The following is a 19,769-nucleotide window of genomic DNA, read 5'->3' as shown; positions in this document are numbered from 1 at the left end:
ATAGCCCTCTACGGAGCGGCCGGGGCCGCATGTTTCTCCACACACCAGGTGGCGCACCGTTCCGGTTTTTCTTAGACTATCCAGGTTTAAGGGTCCGGACAGTACGCCACCTGATGTGTAAAAAGGGCGGCCAGGCCCATGAACATTGTCGTCACCTCTATTAAGTAGAAGTTAGGCGAGGCCGCCAAAGCTAAACATCACAACGAAAAGAGCACTGCCTTTGACCACCTTGCGCCGCGTTGCCCGTAACGTCGGCTCTGCGACCTCACAACCTTGCCGCATATCCGGTGCAGTGCCCTTATCGTTGTGTGCTGGTCTTTCCCAGCGGTCAGAAAGTTTTGGCTGATTCAGCGGGCTTGCAACCGCGTATCATGTTTACTAATCAAGCAGGAAAACATGAAACCTTACTTGATACCGGTCTTTCCCAGCTGTCAGCGGTCTACTTCCCGCCGTCACTGCCGTCGAGGGTGCTGGCATCTCACCGTTTTCAGTTGAACGTCTGCCGGTAGTTTTACACCGTTGGCGGGCGGCCGGTGTGACCGGCGTACATGCTCCGGTAGGGTGGGGCCCTACGGTTCGCATTGGGTTGTGGTAGCTGGCAGACAACGCCCCCGAAGACCACCAACCAATTCCACAACGGTCTGCTCACTCACCTGAGCTGGTCCCCACCATTCGCCCCCGTATTGAGGAGTCGGATATGAGTGAGCAGACCGTTATGGGCCTGGGCACTTCTCCACCTCAGGCGGCGGTGGTATCTTGGTGGTGCTTAATCAACCAAGAAGGTTTTCATATGCTTAAATCAACTCTTATTGCTAAATGCTTGCACCAATGCCGCATGATCTCGGATGTGCCTACTGGTGAAGCTGCTGTTGAATCTATTTTTGGTGAATACTTCCCCGATCACAGTTACAAGAAATGGAACACTCAGTTAGCTGATGACGTTACCAGTCATTTCCTCAGCGAATCCCGCAATGCCGGGACCATCCACGTTGACAGTTTTATTAAAGATCTTTGGTCGTTGTGATCGGGAGTGACCCAAGGGTTTCAAATTTGGCATGCTTAATGGTTTTTTCTGACATGTTTGCTTCTTTTTCAAGCTGTTCTGTGTCATTAAGCAGTGCCGTTGTAACGCCATCGATAAAGCTTAGGTAGTCTGCTGCTACTGCATTTTTGGTGTTAAAACCAAGCAGGATTGCACCGTTTACCATCAGGGTGAATGTCTTCCCGTTTGGCTGGGGACTCACGCTACTCCAATCCAACTGTGCGGCATCTTCCTTTGATATTTCCATCGAAAACCCCTTACTGATTACCACCACTGTCGCGAATCATCCCGACCTTCTACGCCTCGGGCGGCTACTTCGTGGGCGTCCTGCCTGTTCGCTGTTGATAATGTCTAGTTTACATAACAAAACAAAATCGTCAAGATCAAAGTTCGTATATCAAAACTTTAGCGGGCGAGAGATACAAGAAAACCCAGCGATGCTGGGTTGGTTAATTATGTATTCTTAGCTTGCGTGCTGTATTTAAGGCAGTCTTAATAGTACTTGTAAACAGATGCCAATTACTTGTTCTATGCTGCCAATCTGGATGGCCTTATAGTTGCTGTTAAGGGGGACAAGATAGACATTTGGCCCATCTATAGATAATCTTTTGATTGTGACAGTTTTTTTATCATCAAGTAACGCTATGACAATACGCCCTGCGGTTGGCTCCTGAGTCGGGTCAACAATCACTGTTGCGCCGGGTGGGATGGTTACCTCACCGACAACACTTACCATAGAGTCATTATCCATTTGTACAGCGAATGAGAATGGGGATATGTCTTCAGAGACAGTTATCCAGTTTTGGAAAGCAGTTAAATCTTGATTCATTAGATCGCTCCATTCTCCCGCCTGCTGTAATGATAATAGAGGAATTTTTTGGAGTTCTCTGGTATTCGCGATCTGTGCTTTCTGCCTTTGCCCCCCCCCCAGCAACAACCACTGTTCACTGACGCCAAGTACTTTAGCTAATGGAGCAATGTATTGTGCAGATGGTTCGTTGCCGCCGTTCACCCATTGGCTTACGGTGCCTTTTGATGCCCTTGTGGCTTCAATAAGATCTTTGCTTTTCAGATTGAGTTTTTGCATCTGAATTTTGATGCGTTCGCTCATCGTCATGTCTTGAATTTTCATGTTTGTATTCTTAAACACATATGGTTTTGATGCTTGACCTTTATTGGTTTTGATAGTTAAACTAAAAAGTAAACTAGGAGAATGAACATGAAAAAGTCAGAAGTCTTGACCCATTTCGGCGGAACTAACGCCACAGGAAAGGCTTTAGGTGTATCAAAAAGTACAGTCAGCCTGTGGGGGGATGTTATTCCATGGCAATACGCATTGTTGATATCCGAACTTACTGATAATGCGATGAAATTTAACCGAAAATATTATCCGGAAAGATTCAGGAAGCTAACGCAGCCTGAGTTGCATAAGAAGTCTACCGCCTAAAGGCGATAACAGTAACTACCAAAGGAAAATCAACATGGTAGAGCAAAACTTGAAAGACGTAGTGAAGGGCATGTGTAAGGCAGTAGCTGGTGGCCGTTCTGCTATGGCCGGAGCCTTGGGCATGACTGATACCACCTTCACCAACAACCTGTATGAGAAGAACGGTTGCCGCTTCTTTGAGATCAGCGAACTGGAAGCCATGGAGGATATTTCGGGCACTAACCTGCTTACGGAATATTTTGCCCGGCGCCGTGGGTTGCTGTTGGTTGAGATCCCTGTGTTCGAAGAACTGGACCAGGTGGAGCTGTTCAGCAAAAGCATTCGCACGGCTGCACGTCGCGGCCATGTGGATCAGATCATCCAGGAGTCGCTTAAAAATGGGGTTATTGATGAGAAAGAAGCGGATGAAATCATGCGCTATCACCGCAAGCATCTGCAAGCGCGTGACGCCGAGGTTAGAGCGATATTGGCGCTGTTTGGCAAAAAAGCCAATGTCCAGAAAGGTTGACGCCCAAAGGTTGCAGCCCTTGGGCGTCGGGTGCGAATAAATCGTGTGTGGAGAAATAATCGCATGAGCATTGTAACCAGAAATTCAACAGTACCGCAAATATGTTGCCGTGCAATGACTGTCGATAATTCTACGGTGTCATTCCGGTATGAGGTCAATGTACTCGTCCAGTGGGTTACCAACAACTACCAGTTTGCGTGCTGGGTGGTAGATAACGGCAAGTGGCTGGCGCGTGAGCGGGAGGACGGCTGATATGGGCGATAACATCCAAGAGTTAAATCGAATTTTCCGCGATCAGCATGGTATCGCCGTAAATGTGATCCGCTATGAGCGTGACACGCAGAGAGTTGTTTACCGCCGCCCGGGCTACGAGTGGGAATGTGCCTGCCCGCTGATTATCTTCCGGGCACGTTTTACCGAGGTTGTTGTATGAGTGTGAAAATTTCTAGCTACGTATGGGATGGCTGCGCCGCACACGGCGTTAAAGGCACCAAGCTGCTTGTAATGCTTCGCCTGGCTGACTTCTCGAACGATGAGGGTGTCTGTTATCCCGGGATTGCGAAAATTGCCCGCCAGATTGCCGCTGGCCGGAGCACGGTCACAGGTGCGATCGGTGAGCTTGAAAATGATGGGTGGTTGACACGTAAGGAGCGCCGCAAGGGGCAGCGCAATGACAGTAATATTTACACCCTGAATGTGGCAAAGCTGAAAGCGGCGGCATTAAGTGCTGATTCTCAATGTCCAGATACTGACACGTCAGAATCTGACCATTCAAAATCTGACACATCAGGATCTGAACGTTCAGAATCCGGCAAAAACGGGACTTTTGACCCTCCAGAATCTGGATACGATCCGTCAGTAAATTCAAAACAAGATCCATCAGATAAAAACACTATTGGGCAACCGCCTGCGGCGGCAGCCCAGGATGAGGGTATTTCTGAAGAGATTCACATCACTGACCAAGCCATTTTGGTCTTGAAGCACCTGAACCTTCTGACCGGTGCCAAGTACACCACCGCCAAGTCCACCCTGGAGAACATGCGGGCCCGACTGGTTGACGGCAATTCACTGGATGATCTGAAACTGGTGGTCGAGTACCTGGTTGATCGTTGGTTGGGTACCAAGTGGGCTAAATACTTGAATCCTGAAACCATGTTCAAGCCGGGTAAATTCCCCGGTAATTTGCTGGCAGCCACTGCATGGCATGACGGTGGTCGAAAGCCAGAACAGGGCCGCACCCCGGCAAACAACACCGATCGCGATGCAGCCTATCGCCGGTTTATCGGCAGCAGTCTGCCCCTACAGAACCCTGGTGAGCTTGAACAACTGGTACGGACAGAGGCCAGCAATACCGGTGTGCGAGGCATGCAGCCTAGTTACTCCGTGAATGCGTGGAATCGTATCTGGGCTGACTGTGAGCAGCGTATCCACGGAGGAAAGGCCGCATGAAGCCAGTAACACAGAAGATTTTAGGCGTTAACGTTTATCCGCTGATCGCCATGGTGCAACAGGCCCGCCGGTGGTGGAAGATCCGCGAGTTAAAGCGGCTGTAGTGGGAAGACATGCGCATGCGGAAAATCGCCAAACGGCGTAAATGGGTCAACGTGTTGGACTGGATGAACATTGAAGGTAGATATCGCTTAATCAAGGTGTTTGCCCAGATAGCGGAAGAAAGGGGGCATCTGTGATCTATCAACTCAATGTAGGCCGCTGTGAAGAAGTGTTGCGCGGTATGGCTGATAACTCAGTTGACTCTATCGTCACCGATCCACCATATGGCCTGAAGTTCATGGGTAACAAGTGGGATTACCAGGTGCCGACCGTAGCCCAATGGGGAGAGTGCCTGCGCGTCCTGAAGCCTGGTGGCCATCTGCTGGCCTTCGGTGGATCGCGCACCTATCACCGCCTGGTGGTGAACGTTGAGGATGCTGGTTTTGAAATCCGTGATCAGCTTATGTGGATCTACGGCAGCGGGTTCCCCAAGTCGAAAAATCTCACTGATGAGCATGCAGGGAAGGGTACCGCGTTGAAACCAGCTCACGAACCGATCGTGATGGCCCGTAAGCCGTTGGCGGGAACAGTGGAGGGTAACGTTGATCAATACGGTACCGGTGCCCTAAATATCGATCTATGCCGTGTGCCGACCGAAGAAGCATTAACCGGTGGTGCCGGTGGCCTGCTGTCGCATGTACGGGATGATAAAGCCCCTGATGCTGAAGAGTGGAAAGCCGATCAGCTTGGCCGGTGGCCTGCCAATGTCCTGCACGATGGCAGCGAAGATGTTGTGGAGGCATTCCCTGACGCCAAAGGCCAGCAAGGTGATCTAAAAACCACTGGTAAGGCCCGGCCAACTCGAGTTGTTTATGGCGACATGAGCGCGCCGCGTGAGCATGCCATGCGCATCGAAACCAGCAAATCGGCTGCACGTTTCTTCTACTGCGCAAAGGTCAGCAAGGCCGAGCGTGATGAGGGCATGGAAAGGTTCGTGCCGTTCTCGGCCAGCGACATGACCGGCGGCCGCAAAGAAGGTAGCGCAGGGATGAATGATCCCCGAGCTGGCGCCGGGCGCACCGGTGGCGCCAGAAACAACCACCCAACGGTTAAACCTGTCGATCTCATGCGCTACCTCTGCCGCCTGGTCACCCCTGCTGGCGGTGTAGTGCTGGATCCGTTCATGGGTTCCGGCAGTACCGGCAAAGCAGCGCTGCTCGAGGGACTTGGCTTCATTGGCATTGAGCTGGATCCCGACCACTTAACCACAGCAGCAGCACGTATTGGCCACTCGCTTAAAGTTCTCGGAGAGACCGATTCAGATACCTATGAGGACTTCCAGCCAGAAGAACAACAACCAGAGCCCCAAAATATTCCAGAAATTATTTCTACTGGGGAGGTGGACGCATGATCTTAACCCTCCCATTCCCGCCAAGCATGAACAGCTACTGGCGATCACCGAACAAAGGGGCGCTCAAGGGGCGCCACCTAATCAGCGAAAGAGGGCGCAAGTTCCGGACAGAGGCTATTGCCAGCGTGCTGGAGCAACTGCGCCGCCAACCTAAACCGATCACCGCTGATATTGCCGTTACTGTGGTGTTCTGTCCTCCGAACAATGCCAGCCGGGATCTGGATAACTACTTCAAGGCTCTGTTTGATGCCATGACCCATGCCGGTGTGTGGCTCGATGACAGCCAGGTGAAGCGGATCGCTGCTGAGTGGGGGCCGGTAACCAAGGGCGGCAAGGTTGAGCTGAGCATCAGCGAGGTGGTTACGTGAGGGCAGGTGACATCATGAAAAATAAGCAATATAGTGATCCGTGCGCATCCACCCTTGCAGGGGTAAGAGATGCGCTGGTTGGTTCCGTATATTTGCAGATAGCGGGGCGGGACCTTACAACAGCTTGTGTGGAGAAAAGAACATGAATCAGTCTAATCTGATTGGTGGCGCTTGCGCATACCAACCTACCGTTAATACCCTCGAATTAGCCATGACCAGCTTGGAGATCGCCGAGTTGGTAGAGTCTCGTCACGATAATGTAAAGCGGACCATAGAGAGCCTTGTCAGTAAGGGTGTGATTGCTTTCCCTCAGACTGAGGAAAAGCCTACTGCTGGCCGCCCAGTAAGCTACTACGTTTTCGAAGGTGAGAAGGGTAAGCGTGACAGTATCATCGTTGTTGCCCAACTTTCCCCTGAATTTACCGCCCGCTTAGTCGATCGCTGGCGGGAGCTGGAAGGGAAGGGACGTACCCCCCAAACATTCTCCGAGGCATTGCGCCTTGCCGCTGATCTGGAGGATGAAAAGCAAAGGCTCAAAAGTCAGCTTGCTGTAGCAGCCCCAAAGGTAGAGTTTGTTGATCGGTATGTTGAGGCTACTGGTTCACAGACATTTCGCCAAGTGTGCAAGCTGTTGAAAGCCAAAGAGCCGGACTTCCGCTTGTTCCTGTATGAAAAACATATCATGTACCGCCTCTCCGGAACATTTACCCCTTACCAGCAGCACATAGACGCAGGCCGGTTTGAGGTGAAAACCGGTACCAGTCAGATCAATAACCATGCCTTTACTCAATCACGCTTTACTGCGAAAGGCATTAAGTGGATCGCCGGGTTATGGGCAGAACATTTGGCTAAGGAAAGTGCTGCATGAGGGCGCTACTAAAGCCGGTTGTTGTTCGTGAGCTAAACCAGGTGATATTGCGCCCAGGCAAGGATCTTCTGCCTATGTTCGGCGGGCGAGTCCTGATATCGACCGAGCCGCACGAATTCAAGCCGCTGCCATCTGGAGCGCTGCCAGTGGATAACCAACACCTGGCTACTGATCCGCGCCTTTCTTCTTTCTTCTGCAATGAGCGGGTGCTTTCTGCAGCTGGTGGCATCAATGCGTTGGTGGACTGGCTAGACCGGTCGAATGAGTGCCAGTGGCATGCTGACGCTGACGATTATCACGATCGGAACATGAGCACGCTGCGCTACGGTGTCGGCGCAGTTCGCCTGTGCTGGCACCATGAACACACTCTGGCTGAGCAGACGTTACCGGCCCTCGATGATCTGGCCACCAGGAATGTGGCGGATTTTGTCCTTTACCGCGCCAGAACGCACTTCCGCTTTGACGAAAACCACCAGCTAAGCCTGCCAGAACTATGCTGGTGGGCTGTGATGGAGCAGGTTTCCGATCTGCTGCCTGAGTCGGTGGCCAGGTTCTCTTTGCGCCTGCCACCGGCAGAGGTTCCAACCGGCACCCGGAAAGAGGCGGATATTGTGTGGGAGCGTGCACCGGCGGAAATAATCAATGACTACGTCGAGCAGATTAAGCCAGTGCTGGCGGTCGATATCGATCCGGAACCACCAGCAGGTTTCATGCTTCGCCCGAAGATGAAGCGCTGGGAGTGCGAAAAATACACCCAGTGGGTTAAATCGCAGGTGTGCTGTTGCGGTTGCGGCCGCCCGGCGGATGACCCGCATCACATCATCGATCAGGGCTTCGGCGGTACCGGGACCAAGCCACACGATATATTCGCAATCCCTCTCACCAGAGAGTGCCACACCAAGCTGCATGACAATGTGGCCGCATGGGAAGCAGAACACGGCAGCCAACTCTATCACCTGGCGCGTACCCTCGACCGGGCGTACGGCATCGGGGCAATCGTTACAGCAAACAAGCGCGGGGCAAAAAATGAATCAGCAATATCTTGAGTATGTTCGCGGCGCTGTATCGTTGGCCCTTGCCGATATCCACGGGATGACCAAAGGTCAACTGGCAGCATTCGAGGGGGCGGCACTGGCGCACACCACGCGGTTCAAACGCCAGCGCCACCGTACTGTGGTAGTCGGAAACCGCAAGGTCTGCCCGGATACCGATCCTATTCATTGCCCGGAGACTCGCGCCCGTGCGAAACCCTTCCCGCCGATAGAAGAGCTGACATATTGCACCAGCTCATGGCGCCGGGCGATTTCCGTTCTTGAGACGCATCAGGAAGCGTGGATCCGGTATTGCTATGGCGACTATAGCTATCACCACAATCAGTTATTGGTGGTGCCGTATATTTGGGCGCAATTTTCAGCCCAGTGCCCTGGCAAGATCAGCAAAAAGGTTAAGCTCCGGATGCAGAGCCTGACGCTGCTGGCCGTGCAGGTTGTGGCCAGTGAGATAAAAGGGCATCCAAAGGAATACAGCCACACGAAGTTGGCGGAGCTATCAGGGGTGAGTAAATCAACCTGGTCTGAAACCTACAGCGGGCACTGGAATACGTTGTTATCCCTAGTGGAGACATTGGACGCGGGATCTTTGAAGTGGACGGCAGACAAGAGGATCAAATCACGATCAAAACATTTAGCATCGTGATACTTGCAAAACCGAACAAAACAGGTCATATTTAGTGTGATTTTGATATTTTGCCAATATTGCAATTGGTGCAAAGACCTCGCTTCGGCAGGTCTTTTTGCTTATAGGGATGTACACATAGTGGTGGTGTATTCCATGTGTGCGAAATTGCTACCTCGGCCCGAAATAAGTGTAGTAACGTGCTTAAATCGTTAGTGCGTCCGCAAAAAGTGTTGTAGTGTGATATTAGTGCTTACTTTTGATCCCCACAGGCAGTTTTGAAAAAAATCTTGAAAATGGGAAATGAAAGTAGTAAAAGGCTTTATGCTGTAGAGAAGTTTCAATCTGATGACCTGCCAAAGCGCAGGTTTTTTATTGCCTCTTGAAAAAATTAATAATTGCACGTAAATTCTCAATAATGGCCTGAGTTGTATAGGTCATTACAAATCGAGCCCGCCATTGTGCGGGTTTTTGCATTTTAGGCCTCGACTTCTGTCGGGGCTTTTTTGTATCCAGCACCGCGCCGGTGCTAAACCCCGCCAAGAACCTGTTCAGAAATGAGCCTTTGAGGATGCCAGTAGTGGTAGGCGTACCCTCTTGGGCTGGTTTCCTGGGCGACAAGGGTTCATTTCTGAAAGGAAACACGCATGAAACAAGTAACAGTGATCCCCAAGTTCGACTTTAAGCAAATGGTGATGGCAATCCATGGAAAGGTGGTCACCACCTCCGTATTAGTTGCAAAGCACTTTAATAAGCAGCACAAGAACGTGATTCGTGCCATTCGTGAGTTGAAGTGTTCGGAACAATTTAAGCGGCTCAATTTTGAGCCTGCTGATTTTATTGATAAAAATGGCGAAATCCAACCAATGTACAATATGACCAAGGATGGGTGCATCTTCTTGATCATGGGATTTACAGGTGAAGCGGCTGCGGCGGTGAAAGAAAGCTATATCAACGCTTTCAACTGGATGGCCGAGCAGCTTACTCGTTGGCAATCAATGGGAGAGGAGGCCCAGCAACGCCACGCTATCAAGGCAGCTCGTTCTGAAGTTAAAGGCCGTTTTGGCAGCCGCCTGATGCATGAGCGGAAGAAGGAGAAACGAGTGCTTAATCTGGAATACGAGCAAATTCTATCGCTTACACAACCGCGATTAATAATCGAATAGAGGCCCGCCGATGAGCGGGTTTTTTTATGTCCCAAAATCGGCCCTGGTAAACCCAGGGCTTTAAATTTTCTGAAGGCTGGAGATCGGTATATGCATTCTTAAACGGATAGACCGCACGAGCCTTAAGGCGCGCAAGCCACTGTCATGATGTGGCCCCGAGTCCCCGCGTAGGGAGCCAGCTTTGCATCTGGTTAGGGTTAATGTAAAAGGCGCACCGGCGGCGCAGCGTTAAAGCCAATCACGCACCGGTTACAGCTGAGGGGTAGCAGAGACGAACCCAACAAGACGACTCAAGGGCATGGGCGCGGCCACGGCGTAATGTGGCGACTATTGTCGGATTAGTTCAGTGGCAGAGCGGCGGCTTCCAAACTCGCCAACCGGGGTTCGATTCCTCGATCCGATGCCAATTCTAGCTGCGCTGTTGCGTGTCCTTTTTGCATTAAAAAAAAGCCCTGCACGGGTAGGAGAGGCAGGGCGAGGGCGTTCAAAAAGCATGTAATTATTCTACATCGGCATGCTACCGATACTATAAGCGTAGCTGATTGATTGTAATTAACTAGCTAAAAGTAAAAAAGAAATATCCTAAAACCATACAGGCTGCGCTCATGCGTGGCCTTTTTTATTCCTTACGCCGGAGCACTGGTAATGGACAATCACAACCTGCCGCCCGGCTTTGTCGAGGCGTTTCTTATGTGGATCAAACTTAACGCCCCTGCGGTATACGGCTCTTTTGCCGCATTCGGCATGGCGACGCTATTAACGCTGCGTGATGGTAAATCGTGGCTTGACGCGCTGTATGCGGGCCTTATCTGTTTGTTAATAACGCTAGGTGTTATCAATTCCCTCGAGCTGTTTGGTATGAGTCAGGACAACGCACTGATCGTCGGTGTGGTCATTGGTGGCATGGGGGTAGAGAGATGCATCTCTATCCTCCGCATATTTGCCAGCATGAAGACCAATACACCGCTGGATGAAAAGGACAGGAAAAATGACCAGTAACTCTAAATTATCAGAGCATTTCAGCAGTAACGAATTTGCATGCCGTTGCGGCTGCGGTGCTAACCAGGTATCGGAGGAACTGATCAAGGTTCTGGAAGACGCCCGCACACACTTTGCCGTGCCCATCACCATCGTCAGTGGTCGTCGTTGCCCGGCACATAATGCAAAAGTTGGCGGGGCAAAGTCCAGCCAGCATCTGCTGGGTACCGCCGCCGACATTCAGGTAAAAGGCGTTCAGCCAGCCGCAGTGGCCGCGTATTTTGAAAGTAAATATCCGGGCCGCTACGGTGTGGGGCGCTATACCACGTTTACCCATATTGACGTTCGCACCGGCTCGGCGCGTTGGAAGCAATGATGGACAAGTTCGGAACGATAGGTGTGTTGCTGTTGGCTATCTGTCTGGGCTGGTATGCATCCTTACTCTCAGACGATTTGGAAGCAGCGGAAAAGGACAATAAAACGCTGGTAGCCATGGTGGAGAGTCGCGATGAAACGATCAGTGCGCTAAAAGATGCCGCTGACGCTGACCGGCGCGCTACTGAGCAACAGTTGCTGATCGAACAGCAGAAGAGGGCAAAGGCCGATGCTGAAAACAGAACGTTACGCAAAGCGCTGGAGCATAGCGGCTGCAATAACCAGCGCTTGCCTGATGATGCTCTCCGTATCCTGCGCAGAGAGGGTTAAGCCAGCACCGGCCCCGCGGTTGATCTACGTGTACCCCCCAGCTGTATATACGCAGGTCTGCGAGAAAACGCCGTTCACCGGTACCACGTTTGGGGATGCTGTCATTGCATTGCAGGTGGCGCAGAACGAACTGGATGTGTGCGCCTCTCGGATTGATGGGCTGATTAATTGGCAGCGGGATAACACGAGAAACAACCAATAGCCTCGGTATAGTCCGGGGCTTTCTTTTTTGAGGATAACGCATGAAAACCAATTTTCAATTGTTACCACCGGAAGGGCAAGCAGCTGCGCTAGAAGTGATTAAGGCCAGATTGAGCAGCGCAGGAATGTCGGCAGCAGGCTCATCAGAAGTGAAAAAAATCACTGAAATCTTCATGGGCATCTATGGGATTGAGCTGCGGGAAGAAAAGGCCGCAGATGTTGGTAAAGATGGTACCGCGCAGTCTGCCAGTGAATTAACTGGTCAGAGTAAACCTAAATTAGCGCTAACTGATGGAGCACCGGAATCCGGAGGTTTCCCTGATGCCGACAAGATACAGGCAAAGCAATTCAAGGTTCACAAGGCAGAGATGAACATCAGCGTTGACGTTGATAAAGGTAATCTCGATAAGCTTGAGGCGCAACTGAAGCGCATTGCCGACCTGCGTCAGGGAATTGAAAGTCCGAGACTATTCCTTACCTGCCTGGATGAGCAGCGCATTCGGGAGGAGATAAATAAGGCTATCACCAAAGCATTACAGCAAGGCGGTTGCCTTCATGAATCCATGAGGCGCTAAGGTGGTGCCGTGAAAGAGCCACGCATATACGGCAGCAAATGGGACAAGGCTCGGCGCGGGTTCCTACAACTACATCCCCTTTGTGTTATGTGTGCCGAGCAGGGGCGAACGGTAGCCGGTAACGTTGTAGACCATATCACCCCGCACCGCCTCAAAGAAGCGCTGAAGTCTGGTAACCGCATAGCGATAGCGAAAGCACAAAAGCTGTTCTGGGATAAAAAGAACTGGCAGACGTTATGCACATCCCATCACAGCGCAACAAAGCAACGCATGGAGAAGAGCGGTGCGGTAATAGGTTGTGACGCCAGCGGCTTGCCGCTCGACCCTAACTCACACTGGAACAAATGATGACTACTGACCAACAAACATTACTGATGTTCAAAGGGCTGATTGCTTCATTGCCTGAAGAGAGCCAGGCGAAGGTGAAAGAGGCTGAGGCAAAGCTTCGCGGAATCATTGCGGACTACCCAGGAGGTGAGGCGACGGTGGCCTTTGGCATGATTGGTGCCGAGCTTCAGATGGGTGATAGTGAAATGATAACAAAGTGAAATCATTCAAATTGCAATCATATAAATGATAATAATTATCAACTGCATCGAGGGGGAGGGCAAAAACTTCAAAAAAAATGCCCCAAATGACCGCTCGCATCCCCTCATTTTAACGCTAACCCGATTTTTTTAGTTTTAGGTAAACCCAATGGTGCAAAAACGAACTCGCTCCGACAGCTCGACGGCGGCGGTTCAGGCCATGAAAAATGCCAGTGAGGACACCATTCCACCACCGGCACATGCTGGCCTGGATAAAAAAGCCGAACCTTTCTGGCATGACAATATCAGATCGAAAGCCCTTGACAGCTGGACACCGGCTGACCTGCTGGCCGCAGCCGAACTGGCAAATAATCAGCTGTACGCGATCGACCTCCGCAAGGCTCTCAAGAAGGAGGAGCGGCAGCGCGGCGAGGAACGTAACGAACCGCTGATCAAAGATTACCGAAAGCAGATTGTCGAGTTACAGCGCACCATTCTGGCGCAGCGTCGTGATCTGCAAATCCATTCCCACGCCACTAACGGTGAAAGCCGTGACCAGAAAAATCGTAATAAAAACGATGCGGATGCTCGCCGGACAGCCGGTAAACACCAGGCAGATGATGGCAACCTGATCGCATTTCCAAAACACGGCTAGGAGTAAAGCATGACGCGAGGTGAGCGCGTGATAGCGTTCATTGAGCGCTATTGCATCGTGCCAGAGGGCAAGCTGATCGGGCAACCGATGTTGCTTGACGAGTTTCAGAAGAAATTTCTACTGGCCATCTACGATAACCCCCACGGAACGGATAAAGCCTATCTCAGCATTGCGCGAAAGAACGGCAAAACTGGCTTGATTGCGGGAATACTGTTAGCGCACCTGGTAGGCCCGGAGGCGGTGCAAAACTCGCAGATCGTCAGCGGTGCAATGAGCCAGGAACAGGCGGCGGTTGTATTTGATCTGGCCGTAAAGATGATAGGGCTTAACCCCGAATTGCAGGACATTGTTCATATCATCCCAAGCGGCAAAAAGCTGTTGGGCCTGCCGTGTAACGTTAAATACAAAGCATTGGCCGCAGAGGGAAAGACGACACACGGCCTTTCTCCTCTTCTTGCCATTCTCGATGAGGTAGGGCAGATCGTCGGGCCGCAATCGGCTTTTGTTGATGCTATTGTCACGGCGCAGGGTGCACACGACGCTCCATTACTTATCGCAATCAGTACGCAGGCGGCGAACGATGCCGATTTGTTCAGTATCTGGCTGGATGATGCGGAGAATTCAAAGGATCCGCACATTGTTTCCCACGTCTACGAGGCACCGAAAGATGCCGAATTAGATGACCGGGAAGCATGGGCCGCAGCAAATCCCGCGCTGGGTACTTTCCGATCTCTTCGTGATATGGAGAGGATGGCGGAAATGGCCGGGCGCATGCCCAGCTTTGAGAACACTTTCCGAAATCTGAATCTGAACCAGCGTGTTTCTACCGTATCGCCGTTTATGTCTCGCAACGTGTGGGAATCATGCCGCGAAGCTCCGCGGGCGATTACCGGTCAGTGCTATGCCGGGCTGGATTTGTCAGCAAGCAAGGATTTAACCGCATTCGTTATTGCGGGTCAGTCAGCGGATGGCTGGTGGAATATTTACCCCTATTTCTGGACACCAGAAAAAACCATGCGTGACAGGGCCAAAACTGACCGTGTGCCTTATGACGTGTGGGCAAAACAGGGCGTTCTGAAAACCACGCCGGGATCGTTTGTCGATTATGCCGTGGTGATCCGTGACATTGCGGAAATCATCAGTGATTTCGATATTGGCGCGATTGCCTTTGACCGCTGGCGCATTGACCTACTGAAAAAAGAGGCTGATTTGATTGGCCTGGCGCTGCCGTGGGTACCGTTCGGGCAGGGGTTCAAAGATATGGCCCCCGCTCTGGATACGCTGGAAGCAGCAATGCTAAACGGGCGTGTCAGGCATGGCATGCACCCGGTGCTGACGATGTGCGCCGGTAATGCTGTTGTGATCATGGATGCCGCCTCAAACAGAAAGCTCGACAAGTCGAAAGCGACCGGGCGAATCGATGGAATGGTGGCACTCGCAATGGCGATGGGCGCAGCAAATGGCGAAGCCGTAGCACCTGGTGGCGACTTCGATGACTTCTTATCAAAACCGTTGAGCATGTGATGGCAGATAAAACTAATTACAGTATCGACCTGCGAACGAATAACGGTTGGTGGGCGCGCGCTGCGTCGTGGTTCGTCGGTGGCCGCCTGGTGACGCCGGATCAGGGTTCGCAAACAGGCCCGGTGTCAGCGGGAGGTACGCTGGGTGATTCCGTTATCACTGACGAGCGTATTTTGCAGATCTCTACGGTTTGGCGTTGCGTCAGCCTGATTTCTACGCTGACCTCATGCCTGCCGCTGGACGTATTCGAGACAGACAAAAGTGACAACCGGATGAAGGTCGGCCTGGACAATCCCCTTGCTCGGTTGCTGCGCTTTTCCCCCAATCAGTACATGACCGCGCAGGAGTTCCGCGAGGCTATGACCATGCAGCTGTGTTTTTACGGTAATGCGTATGCGCTTATCGAACGTAACAGCAGTGGGGACGTGATCAGCCTGATCCCGTTATTGTCAGCCAATATGGATGTTCTGCTGGAAGGTAAGCAGATTATCTACAAGTACCGGCGCGACAGCGAATACGCCAAATTCAAGAAAAGCGAAATATTCCACCTGAAAGGCTTCGGCTTTAACGGGCTGGTGGGCTTGTCACCGATCGCCCATGCGGCTAAATCGGGCGGGGTTGCCGTGGCGATGGAAGACCAGCAGCGTGACTTTTACGCCAACGGTGCCAAGTCTCCGAAAATCCTCTCTGTTGGTGATCGCGTGATGTCCAAAGAGCAACGCGACCAGGTGGAAGAAAACTTCAAAGAGATTGCCGGTGGCCCTGTGAAAAAGCGCCTATGGATCCTTGAGGCCAACTTTGAAGCGCATGACATCGGTGTCAGTCCCCAGGATGCCGAAACCATGGCTTCACGCAAGTTTCAGGTCAGCGAACTGGCGCGATTCTTTGGCGTCCCCCCTCACCTTGTGGGTGATGTTGAAAAATCGACATCATGGGGTACCGGCATTGAGCAGCAGAATATGGGTTTCCTGCAATATACATTACAACCCTATATCACCCGCTGGGAACAGTGCATTCAGCGTTGGATAGTCAAGCCATCTGACCTGGGTAAATACCATGCCGAGCATAACCTTGATGGCTTGCTGCGTGGTGATTCGACTTCTCGTGCTGCCTTCATGAAAGCCATGGGGGATTCTGGCCTGCGTACTATCAACGAAATGCGACGGCTGGATAACTACCCACCGTTACCAGGGGGCGATGTTGCCACACGGCAATCACAAAACGTTCCTCTCACCGAATTAGGCAAGCAGCCCCGCGAAAGCGGGGTTTAGTTTTTATGGGGGATCCATGACCGAAATAAAGAAAACCCTCTCTTTCGAAGAGACGGAAATCAAATTTACCGGCGACGGTACGCAGGGGATTTTTGAAGGCTACGCGTCTGTTTTTGGCAATGTCGATTCAGACGGCGACGTGATCCTGTCCGGCGCGTTCAAGAACACCTTGGAGAAACAGACCCGCAGGGTTGCCATGTTCTTCAATCACCGGGCGTGGGAATTACCCGTTGGTAAATGGGATGCCTTGCAGGAAGACACCAAAGGGCTGTTTGTCCGTGGGCAACTAACACCCGGCCATAGCGGAGCGAGTGACCTCAAAGCCGCCATGCAGCACGGCACGGTAGAGGGTATGTCGGTCGGGTTTTCAGTAACCAAAGACGATTACTCGCTGGCGGCTAATGGCGGGCGCATTTTCAAAAATATCTCCGCACTGCGAGAAATCAGCGTGTGCACCTTCCCGGCTAACGAGCTGGCCGGAGTATCAGCGATGAAAAGCATCGATGGTATCGAAACGATTCGTGATGTTGAGAACTGGCTGAGGGATTCAGTGGGTTTAAGCAAATCACAGGCCGTGGGGCTTATTGCCCGGTTCAAATCAGCTATTCGGAGTGAGTCCGACAGTGACGAGAACAAAACAGAAATATCCGCTCTCATCGAGCGCATCAGTTCATTCCCTCAAACATTAGGTAAATAATATGTCCGAATTAGCGCAAATTCAGAAAGCCATCGAAGACTCACAGAAGAACATGACCCAACTTTTCGACGCTCAGAAAAAAGAGATCGAAGAAACGGGCCGTGTTTCCAAATCATTACAGGACGATCTGGCCAAGGTTCAGGAAGAACTGAAGAAGTCCGGCGAGCGCCTGTTTGACCTTGAGCAGAAAGGGGCCGGTGGTGCAGATGATCCGTCAGTTAAAAAAGACTTCTCAGAACGCGCCGCCGAAGAGCTCACCAAGTCATGGAACGGTAGCACGGGCACGTTTGAGGCTAAAACCTTCAACAAATCGCTCGGGAGTGATGCAGCCTCTGCCGGTTCGCTGATCCAGCCGATGCAGGTACCGGGTATTGTCATGCCGGGACTCCACCGCCTGGTTATCCGTGATCTGCTGGCGCAAGGGCGCATTTCCAGCAACTCGCTGGAATACGTACGAGAAAAGTTGTTCACCAACAACGCGGCATCCGTGAAGGAAAAGGCCCAAAAGCCTGAGTCTGATCTGACGTTCTCAAAAGAAACGGCGAACGTGAAAACTATCGCTCATTGGATCCAGGCATCCCGCCAGGTGATGGATGACGCCCCGATGCTGCAATCTTACGTCAACAACCGGCTGTTGTTTGGTCTTGCCTTTAAGGAAGAAGATCAGTTGCTGAACGGTGATGGTACCGGCGATAACCTGACGGGTATTAACGCCGTGGCAACAGACTATGACACTGCGCTGAATGCCACCGGGGATACGCGGGCAGACATGATTGCTCACGCCATTTTCCAGGTTACAGAGTCAGAATTCAGCGCCTCGGGCATCATTCTTAACCCGCGAGACTGGCACAACATCGCTTTGCTGAAAGATAACGAAGGTCGTTATATCTTCGGCGGCCCGCAGGCGTTCACCAGCAACATCATGTGGGGGCTGCCAGTGGTACCGACCCGCGCACAGGCTCAGAACACCTTCACCGTGGGCGGCTTTGACCTGGCTTCTCAGGTATGGGATCGCATGGATGCCACCGTGGAAGTGAGCCGTGAAGACCGCGACAACTTCGTGAAAAACATGCTGACCATCCTGTGCGAAGAGCGCCTGGCGCTGGCGCACTATCGCCCGCAGGCGCTGATCAAAGGCACTTTCACGGCACCAACCAAGTAACGCGGAGGGGGCGGGTAATTCCGCCCTGATGTTATGGCGATTAAAGTCACTGATGTCGTGCAGGTTGAAGAGTTACGCCAGCACATCGAGTTTGACAGCGATGATCGCGACGCGGTGATCACCCGTTATGCCCAGGCTGCACTGGATTACTGTTTGCGATGGTGCGATGACCCGCGCTGGGTAAAGGCGGGTGATATTCCTTCCCCTGTTGTATCTGCAATGCTGCTGGTTTTTGCTGATCTGTTTGAGCATCGCACCGGGCAAAGCGAAGTACAGCTATACACCAACGCCGCCGCCGAAAACCTGATGTGGTCGTGCCGCAATTGGCGCGGCGTGAAGGTGGAAGAAAGCGAAAGCGAGGAAGAACCGTAATGGAGCCAGGGCGCTTTAGGCATCGCATCATGATCCAGAACTTCGAAACGGTAGAGCTTCCCTCGGGCGGTGAAAAGGCGGTGTGGGTGGATGCATCCATAAAGCCGATCCCCGCCGAGGTGAAGGCTATCAGTGGACGGGAACTATTGGCATCAGGTGCGGAACATTCAGAGGCTACCGTTCGCGTGTGGCTACGCTTTCGTGATGACGTTTCCAGCTCTTCACGCATGCTTTTTCGCGGGTTGGTCTATGACATTGTGGCAGCGTTACCGGATGCGCGTCTGACGCGACTGGAGCTGCTCTGTAAAAGTGGGGTGAAACCATGATCAGCGGCAATCTGGATTTTTCCGGTCTGCTCGACATTTCGAAGGATTTGGAACAGTTAAGCAAAGCTGAGAACCGCAATGTGTTGCGTCAGGCTACGCGGGCGGGTGCAAACGTGCTCCGTGATGAAGTTCGAGCGCGGGCGCCGAAGAAAACCGGCAAGCTGGCGCGTAACGTCGTTGCGGTGAACATGCGGGCAAAAGATGGTGGGGCGGTTGCCGGGGTGCATATCCGGGGCCGCAATCCACGAACGGGCAACAGCGACAACTCGATGAAGGCCAGCAACCCGAAAAATGCTTTCTACTGGCGCTTTGTGGAGCTGGGGACGGTGAAGATGGCACCTGTACCGTTTATCCGACCCGCATACGATGCCAAAGAGGGGGCGGCGGCAGAGGCGGCGTTTGCCAAGGTCAACGAGGCGATCGATAAGGTACTGTCCAAATGACCGAAGCCGATCTTAACCCGTTGTTAAAACCGCTGGTGGGCGGGCAGGCTTATCCCTATGTCGTCAAACTGACGCCGGAGGGGCAGCCAGCGGTAAAGCCACCGTGGATCGTCTACACTGTTCCTGATGAAAATCGGGGTGATGTGTTCTGCGGTAACGCTGAAACTGCCTACATGGTGCAGATCGACGTGTACGCCAGCAGCATTGACGAGGCGAAAGCTCTACGTCAGCAGGCCGAGGCGGCGGTAACCGTGCTGTCACCTGCCGAAGTCCATCTATTTAGCGGTCACGAACCCGAAACCGGCCTTTTTCGTGCCTCATTCGAATTCCGAGTGTGGCAATAACCCAACCCGCTTTC

At 52.2% G+C, this 19,769-nt stretch carries 30 protein-coding genes and 1 tRNA gene; 29 read left to right on the top strand and 2 right to left on the bottom strand.

The window, feature by feature from the left end; genetic code table 11:
- Positions 1–697: 697 nt before the first annotated feature.
- Positions 698–1,024 carry a hypothetical protein gene (locus KGP26_RS18400; RefSeq protein WP_371824922.1) on the top strand — a complete coding sequence of 109 codons (327 nt, stop codon included), beginning with the start codon at positions 698–700 and terminating at the stop codon, positions 1,022–1,024.
- On the opposite strand, the gene KGP26_RS18395 is transcribed toward KGP26_RS18400, so the two are convergent.
- Positions 1,002–1,289, bottom strand: a complete 288-nt coding sequence (locus tag KGP26_RS18395) for a hypothetical protein (protein ID WP_223664406.1) — start codon at positions 1,287–1,289, stop codon at positions 1,002–1,004. The genes KGP26_RS18400 and KGP26_RS18395 overlap by 23 nt on opposite strands.
- Before the next feature lie 234 nt (positions 1,290–1,523).
- Complete coding sequence (locus KGP26_RS18390; RefSeq protein ID WP_223664405.1) at positions 1,524–2,174, bottom strand: S24 family peptidase; 651 nt, start codon at positions 2,172–2,174, stop codon at positions 1,524–1,526.
- 87 nt (positions 2,175–2,261) lie between these two features.
- Between KGP26_RS18390 and KGP26_RS18385 the strand changes: the two genes are divergently transcribed.
- The 28 genes from KGP26_RS18385 to KGP26_RS18250 all read left to right on the top strand — a co-directional run bounded on the left by KGP26_RS18385 (position 2,262) and on the right by KGP26_RS18250 (position 19,755).
- On the top strand, positions 2,262–2,489 hold the full coding sequence (locus KGP26_RS18385; protein WP_223664404.1) for a Cro/CI family transcriptional regulator: 228 nt from the start codon (positions 2,262–2,264) through the stop codon (positions 2,487–2,489).
- A gap of 34 nt (positions 2,490–2,523) precedes the next feature.
- The gene (locus KGP26_RS18380) at positions 2,524–2,997 is read left to right on the top strand and encodes a YmfL family putative regulatory protein (RefSeq protein ID WP_223664403.1); all 474 of its coding nucleotides are present in this window, start codon (positions 2,524–2,526) and stop codon (positions 2,995–2,997) included.
- A gap of 114 nt (positions 2,998–3,111) precedes the next feature.
- Positions 3,112–3,249 (top strand): hypothetical protein, encoded by a 138-nt coding sequence (locus KGP26_RS18375; protein ID WP_223664402.1) that lies wholly within the window; start codon positions 3,112–3,114, stop codon positions 3,247–3,249.
- Position 3,250: 1 nt separating this feature from the next.
- Positions 3,251–3,430: a DUF4222 domain-containing protein gene (locus tag KGP26_RS18370; RefSeq protein WP_223664401.1), complete on the top strand. Its 180-nt coding sequence runs from the start codon at positions 3,251–3,253 to the stop codon at positions 3,428–3,430.
- Positions 3,427–4,446 (top strand): conserved phage C-terminal domain-containing protein, encoded by a 1,020-nt coding sequence (locus KGP26_RS18365; protein ID WP_223664400.1) that lies wholly within the window; start codon positions 3,427–3,429, stop codon positions 4,444–4,446. The genes KGP26_RS18370 and KGP26_RS18365 overlap by 4 nt, the downstream gene beginning before the upstream one ends.
- Positions 4,447–4,681: 235 nt before the next feature.
- Positions 4,682–5,899, top strand: coding sequence for a site-specific DNA-methyltransferase (locus tag KGP26_RS18360; protein ID WP_223664399.1), 1,218 nt, complete (start codon positions 4,682–4,684; stop codon positions 5,897–5,899).
- Positions 5,896–6,267 (top strand): RusA family crossover junction endodeoxyribonuclease, encoded by a 372-nt coding sequence (locus tag KGP26_RS18355; protein WP_223664398.1) that lies wholly within the window; start codon positions 5,896–5,898, stop codon positions 6,265–6,267. The genes KGP26_RS18360 and KGP26_RS18355 overlap by 4 nt, the downstream gene beginning before the upstream one ends.
- 142 nt (positions 6,268–6,409) lie before the next feature.
- Entirely contained in the window at positions 6,410–7,135 is a 726-nt protein-coding gene (locus KGP26_RS18350) for a phage antirepressor KilAC domain-containing protein (protein WP_371824921.1), read from the top strand.
- On the top strand, positions 7,132–8,181 hold the full coding sequence (locus KGP26_RS18345) for a DUF968 domain-containing protein (RefSeq protein ID WP_223664397.1): 1,050 nt from the start codon (positions 7,132–7,134) through the stop codon (positions 8,179–8,181). Before KGP26_RS18350 ends, KGP26_RS18345 begins: the two co-directional genes overlap by 4 nt.
- On the top strand, positions 8,162–8,830 hold the full coding sequence (locus KGP26_RS18340; RefSeq protein ID WP_223664396.1) for a bacteriophage antitermination protein Q: 669 nt from the start codon (positions 8,162–8,164) through the stop codon (positions 8,828–8,830). The genes KGP26_RS18345 and KGP26_RS18340 overlap by 20 nt, the downstream gene beginning before the upstream one ends.
- A gap of 626 nt (positions 8,831–9,456) precedes the next feature.
- The gene (locus KGP26_RS18335; protein ID WP_223664395.1) at positions 9,457–9,975 is read left to right on the top strand and encodes a Rha family transcriptional regulator; all 519 of its coding nucleotides are present in this window, start codon (positions 9,457–9,459) and stop codon (positions 9,973–9,975) included.
- Positions 9,976–10,307: 332 nt separating this feature from the next.
- Positions 10,308–10,381, top strand: a tRNA-Trp gene (locus tag KGP26_RS18330).
- A gap of 239 nt (positions 10,382–10,620) precedes the next feature.
- Entirely contained in the window at positions 10,621–10,974 is a 354-nt protein-coding gene (locus tag KGP26_RS18325; RefSeq protein WP_223664394.1) for a phage holin family protein, read from the top strand.
- Positions 10,964–11,329 carry a D-Ala-D-Ala carboxypeptidase family metallohydrolase gene (locus KGP26_RS18320; RefSeq protein WP_223664393.1) on the top strand — a complete coding sequence of 122 codons (366 nt, stop codon included), beginning with the start codon at positions 10,964–10,966 and terminating at the stop codon, positions 11,327–11,329. The genes KGP26_RS18325 and KGP26_RS18320 overlap by 11 nt, the downstream gene beginning before the upstream one ends.
- The gene (locus KGP26_RS18315; RefSeq protein ID WP_223664392.1) at positions 11,326–11,658 is read left to right on the top strand and encodes a DUF2570 family protein; all 333 of its coding nucleotides are present in this window, start codon (positions 11,326–11,328) and stop codon (positions 11,656–11,658) included. The genes KGP26_RS18320 and KGP26_RS18315 overlap by 4 nt, the downstream gene beginning before the upstream one ends.
- The gene (gene lysC, locus KGP26_RS30425; RefSeq protein WP_223537676.1) at positions 11,558–11,860 is read left to right on the top strand and encodes an Rz1-like lysis system protein LysC; all 303 of its coding nucleotides are present in this window, start codon (positions 11,558–11,560) and stop codon (positions 11,858–11,860) included. The genes KGP26_RS18315 and lysC overlap by 101 nt, the downstream gene beginning before the upstream one ends.
- A 40-nt stretch (positions 11,861–11,900) precedes the next feature.
- Positions 11,901–12,434: a hypothetical protein gene (locus KGP26_RS18305; protein ID WP_223664391.1), complete on the top strand. Its 534-nt coding sequence runs from the start codon at positions 11,901–11,903 to the stop codon at positions 12,432–12,434.
- A gap of 9 nt (positions 12,435–12,443) precedes the next feature.
- Positions 12,444–12,782, top strand: a complete 339-nt coding sequence (locus tag KGP26_RS18300; RefSeq protein ID WP_223664390.1) for an HNH endonuclease signature motif containing protein — start codon at positions 12,444–12,446, stop codon at positions 12,780–12,782.
- On the top strand, positions 12,779–12,982 hold the full coding sequence (locus KGP26_RS18295) for a hypothetical protein (RefSeq protein ID WP_223664389.1): 204 nt from the start codon (positions 12,779–12,781) through the stop codon (positions 12,980–12,982). The genes KGP26_RS18300 and KGP26_RS18295 overlap by 4 nt, the downstream gene beginning before the upstream one ends.
- A gap of 148 nt (positions 12,983–13,130) precedes the next feature.
- On the top strand, positions 13,131–13,616 hold the full coding sequence (locus KGP26_RS18290; RefSeq protein WP_223664388.1) for a terminase: 486 nt from the start codon (positions 13,131–13,133) through the stop codon (positions 13,614–13,616).
- A 9-nt stretch (positions 13,617–13,625) separates the two neighbouring features.
- Positions 13,626–15,140 carry a terminase large subunit gene (locus KGP26_RS18285; protein WP_223664387.1) on the top strand — a complete coding sequence of 505 codons (1,515 nt, stop codon included), beginning with the start codon at positions 13,626–13,628 and terminating at the stop codon, positions 15,138–15,140.
- Positions 15,140–16,411 carry a phage portal protein gene (locus tag KGP26_RS18280; RefSeq protein WP_223664386.1) on the top strand — a complete coding sequence of 424 codons (1,272 nt, stop codon included), beginning with the start codon at positions 15,140–15,142 and terminating at the stop codon, positions 16,409–16,411. Before KGP26_RS18285 ends, KGP26_RS18280 begins: the two co-directional genes overlap by 1 nt.
- 16 nt (positions 16,412–16,427) lie before the next feature.
- On the top strand, positions 16,428–17,108 hold the full coding sequence (locus KGP26_RS18275; protein ID WP_179248006.1) for an HK97 family phage prohead protease: 681 nt from the start codon (positions 16,428–16,430) through the stop codon (positions 17,106–17,108).
- A 1-nt stretch (position 17,109) separates the two neighbouring features.
- Positions 17,110–18,270: a phage major capsid protein gene (locus KGP26_RS18270; RefSeq protein WP_223664385.1), complete on the top strand. Its 1,161-nt coding sequence runs from the start codon at positions 17,110–17,112 to the stop codon at positions 18,268–18,270.
- Positions 18,271–18,303: 33 nt separating this feature from the next.
- The gene (locus tag KGP26_RS18265; RefSeq protein ID WP_179248008.1) at positions 18,304–18,642 is read left to right on the top strand and encodes a head-tail connector protein; all 339 of its coding nucleotides are present in this window, start codon (positions 18,304–18,306) and stop codon (positions 18,640–18,642) included.
- On the top strand, positions 18,642–18,968 hold the full coding sequence (locus KGP26_RS18260; protein ID WP_179248009.1) for a phage head closure protein: 327 nt from the start codon (positions 18,642–18,644) through the stop codon (positions 18,966–18,968). The genes KGP26_RS18265 and KGP26_RS18260 overlap by 1 nt, the downstream gene beginning before the upstream one ends.
- Positions 18,965–19,411, top strand: coding sequence for an HK97-gp10 family putative phage morphogenesis protein (locus KGP26_RS18255; RefSeq protein WP_223664384.1), 447 nt, complete (start codon positions 18,965–18,967; stop codon positions 19,409–19,411). The genes KGP26_RS18260 and KGP26_RS18255 overlap by 4 nt, the downstream gene beginning before the upstream one ends.
- Positions 19,408–19,755: a DUF3168 domain-containing protein gene (locus tag KGP26_RS18250; protein ID WP_121606653.1), complete on the top strand. Its 348-nt coding sequence runs from the start codon at positions 19,408–19,410 to the stop codon at positions 19,753–19,755. The genes KGP26_RS18255 and KGP26_RS18250 overlap by 4 nt, the downstream gene beginning before the upstream one ends.
- Positions 19,756–19,769 lie beyond the last annotated feature (14 nt).

This window comes from Serratia sp. JSRIV002 (assembly GCF_019968725.1).
GTDB classification, from domain to species: Bacteria; Pseudomonadota; Gammaproteobacteria; order Enterobacterales; family Enterobacteriaceae; genus Chania; species Chania fonticola_B.
This window is presented reverse-complemented; position numbering and strand designations above follow the sequence as displayed.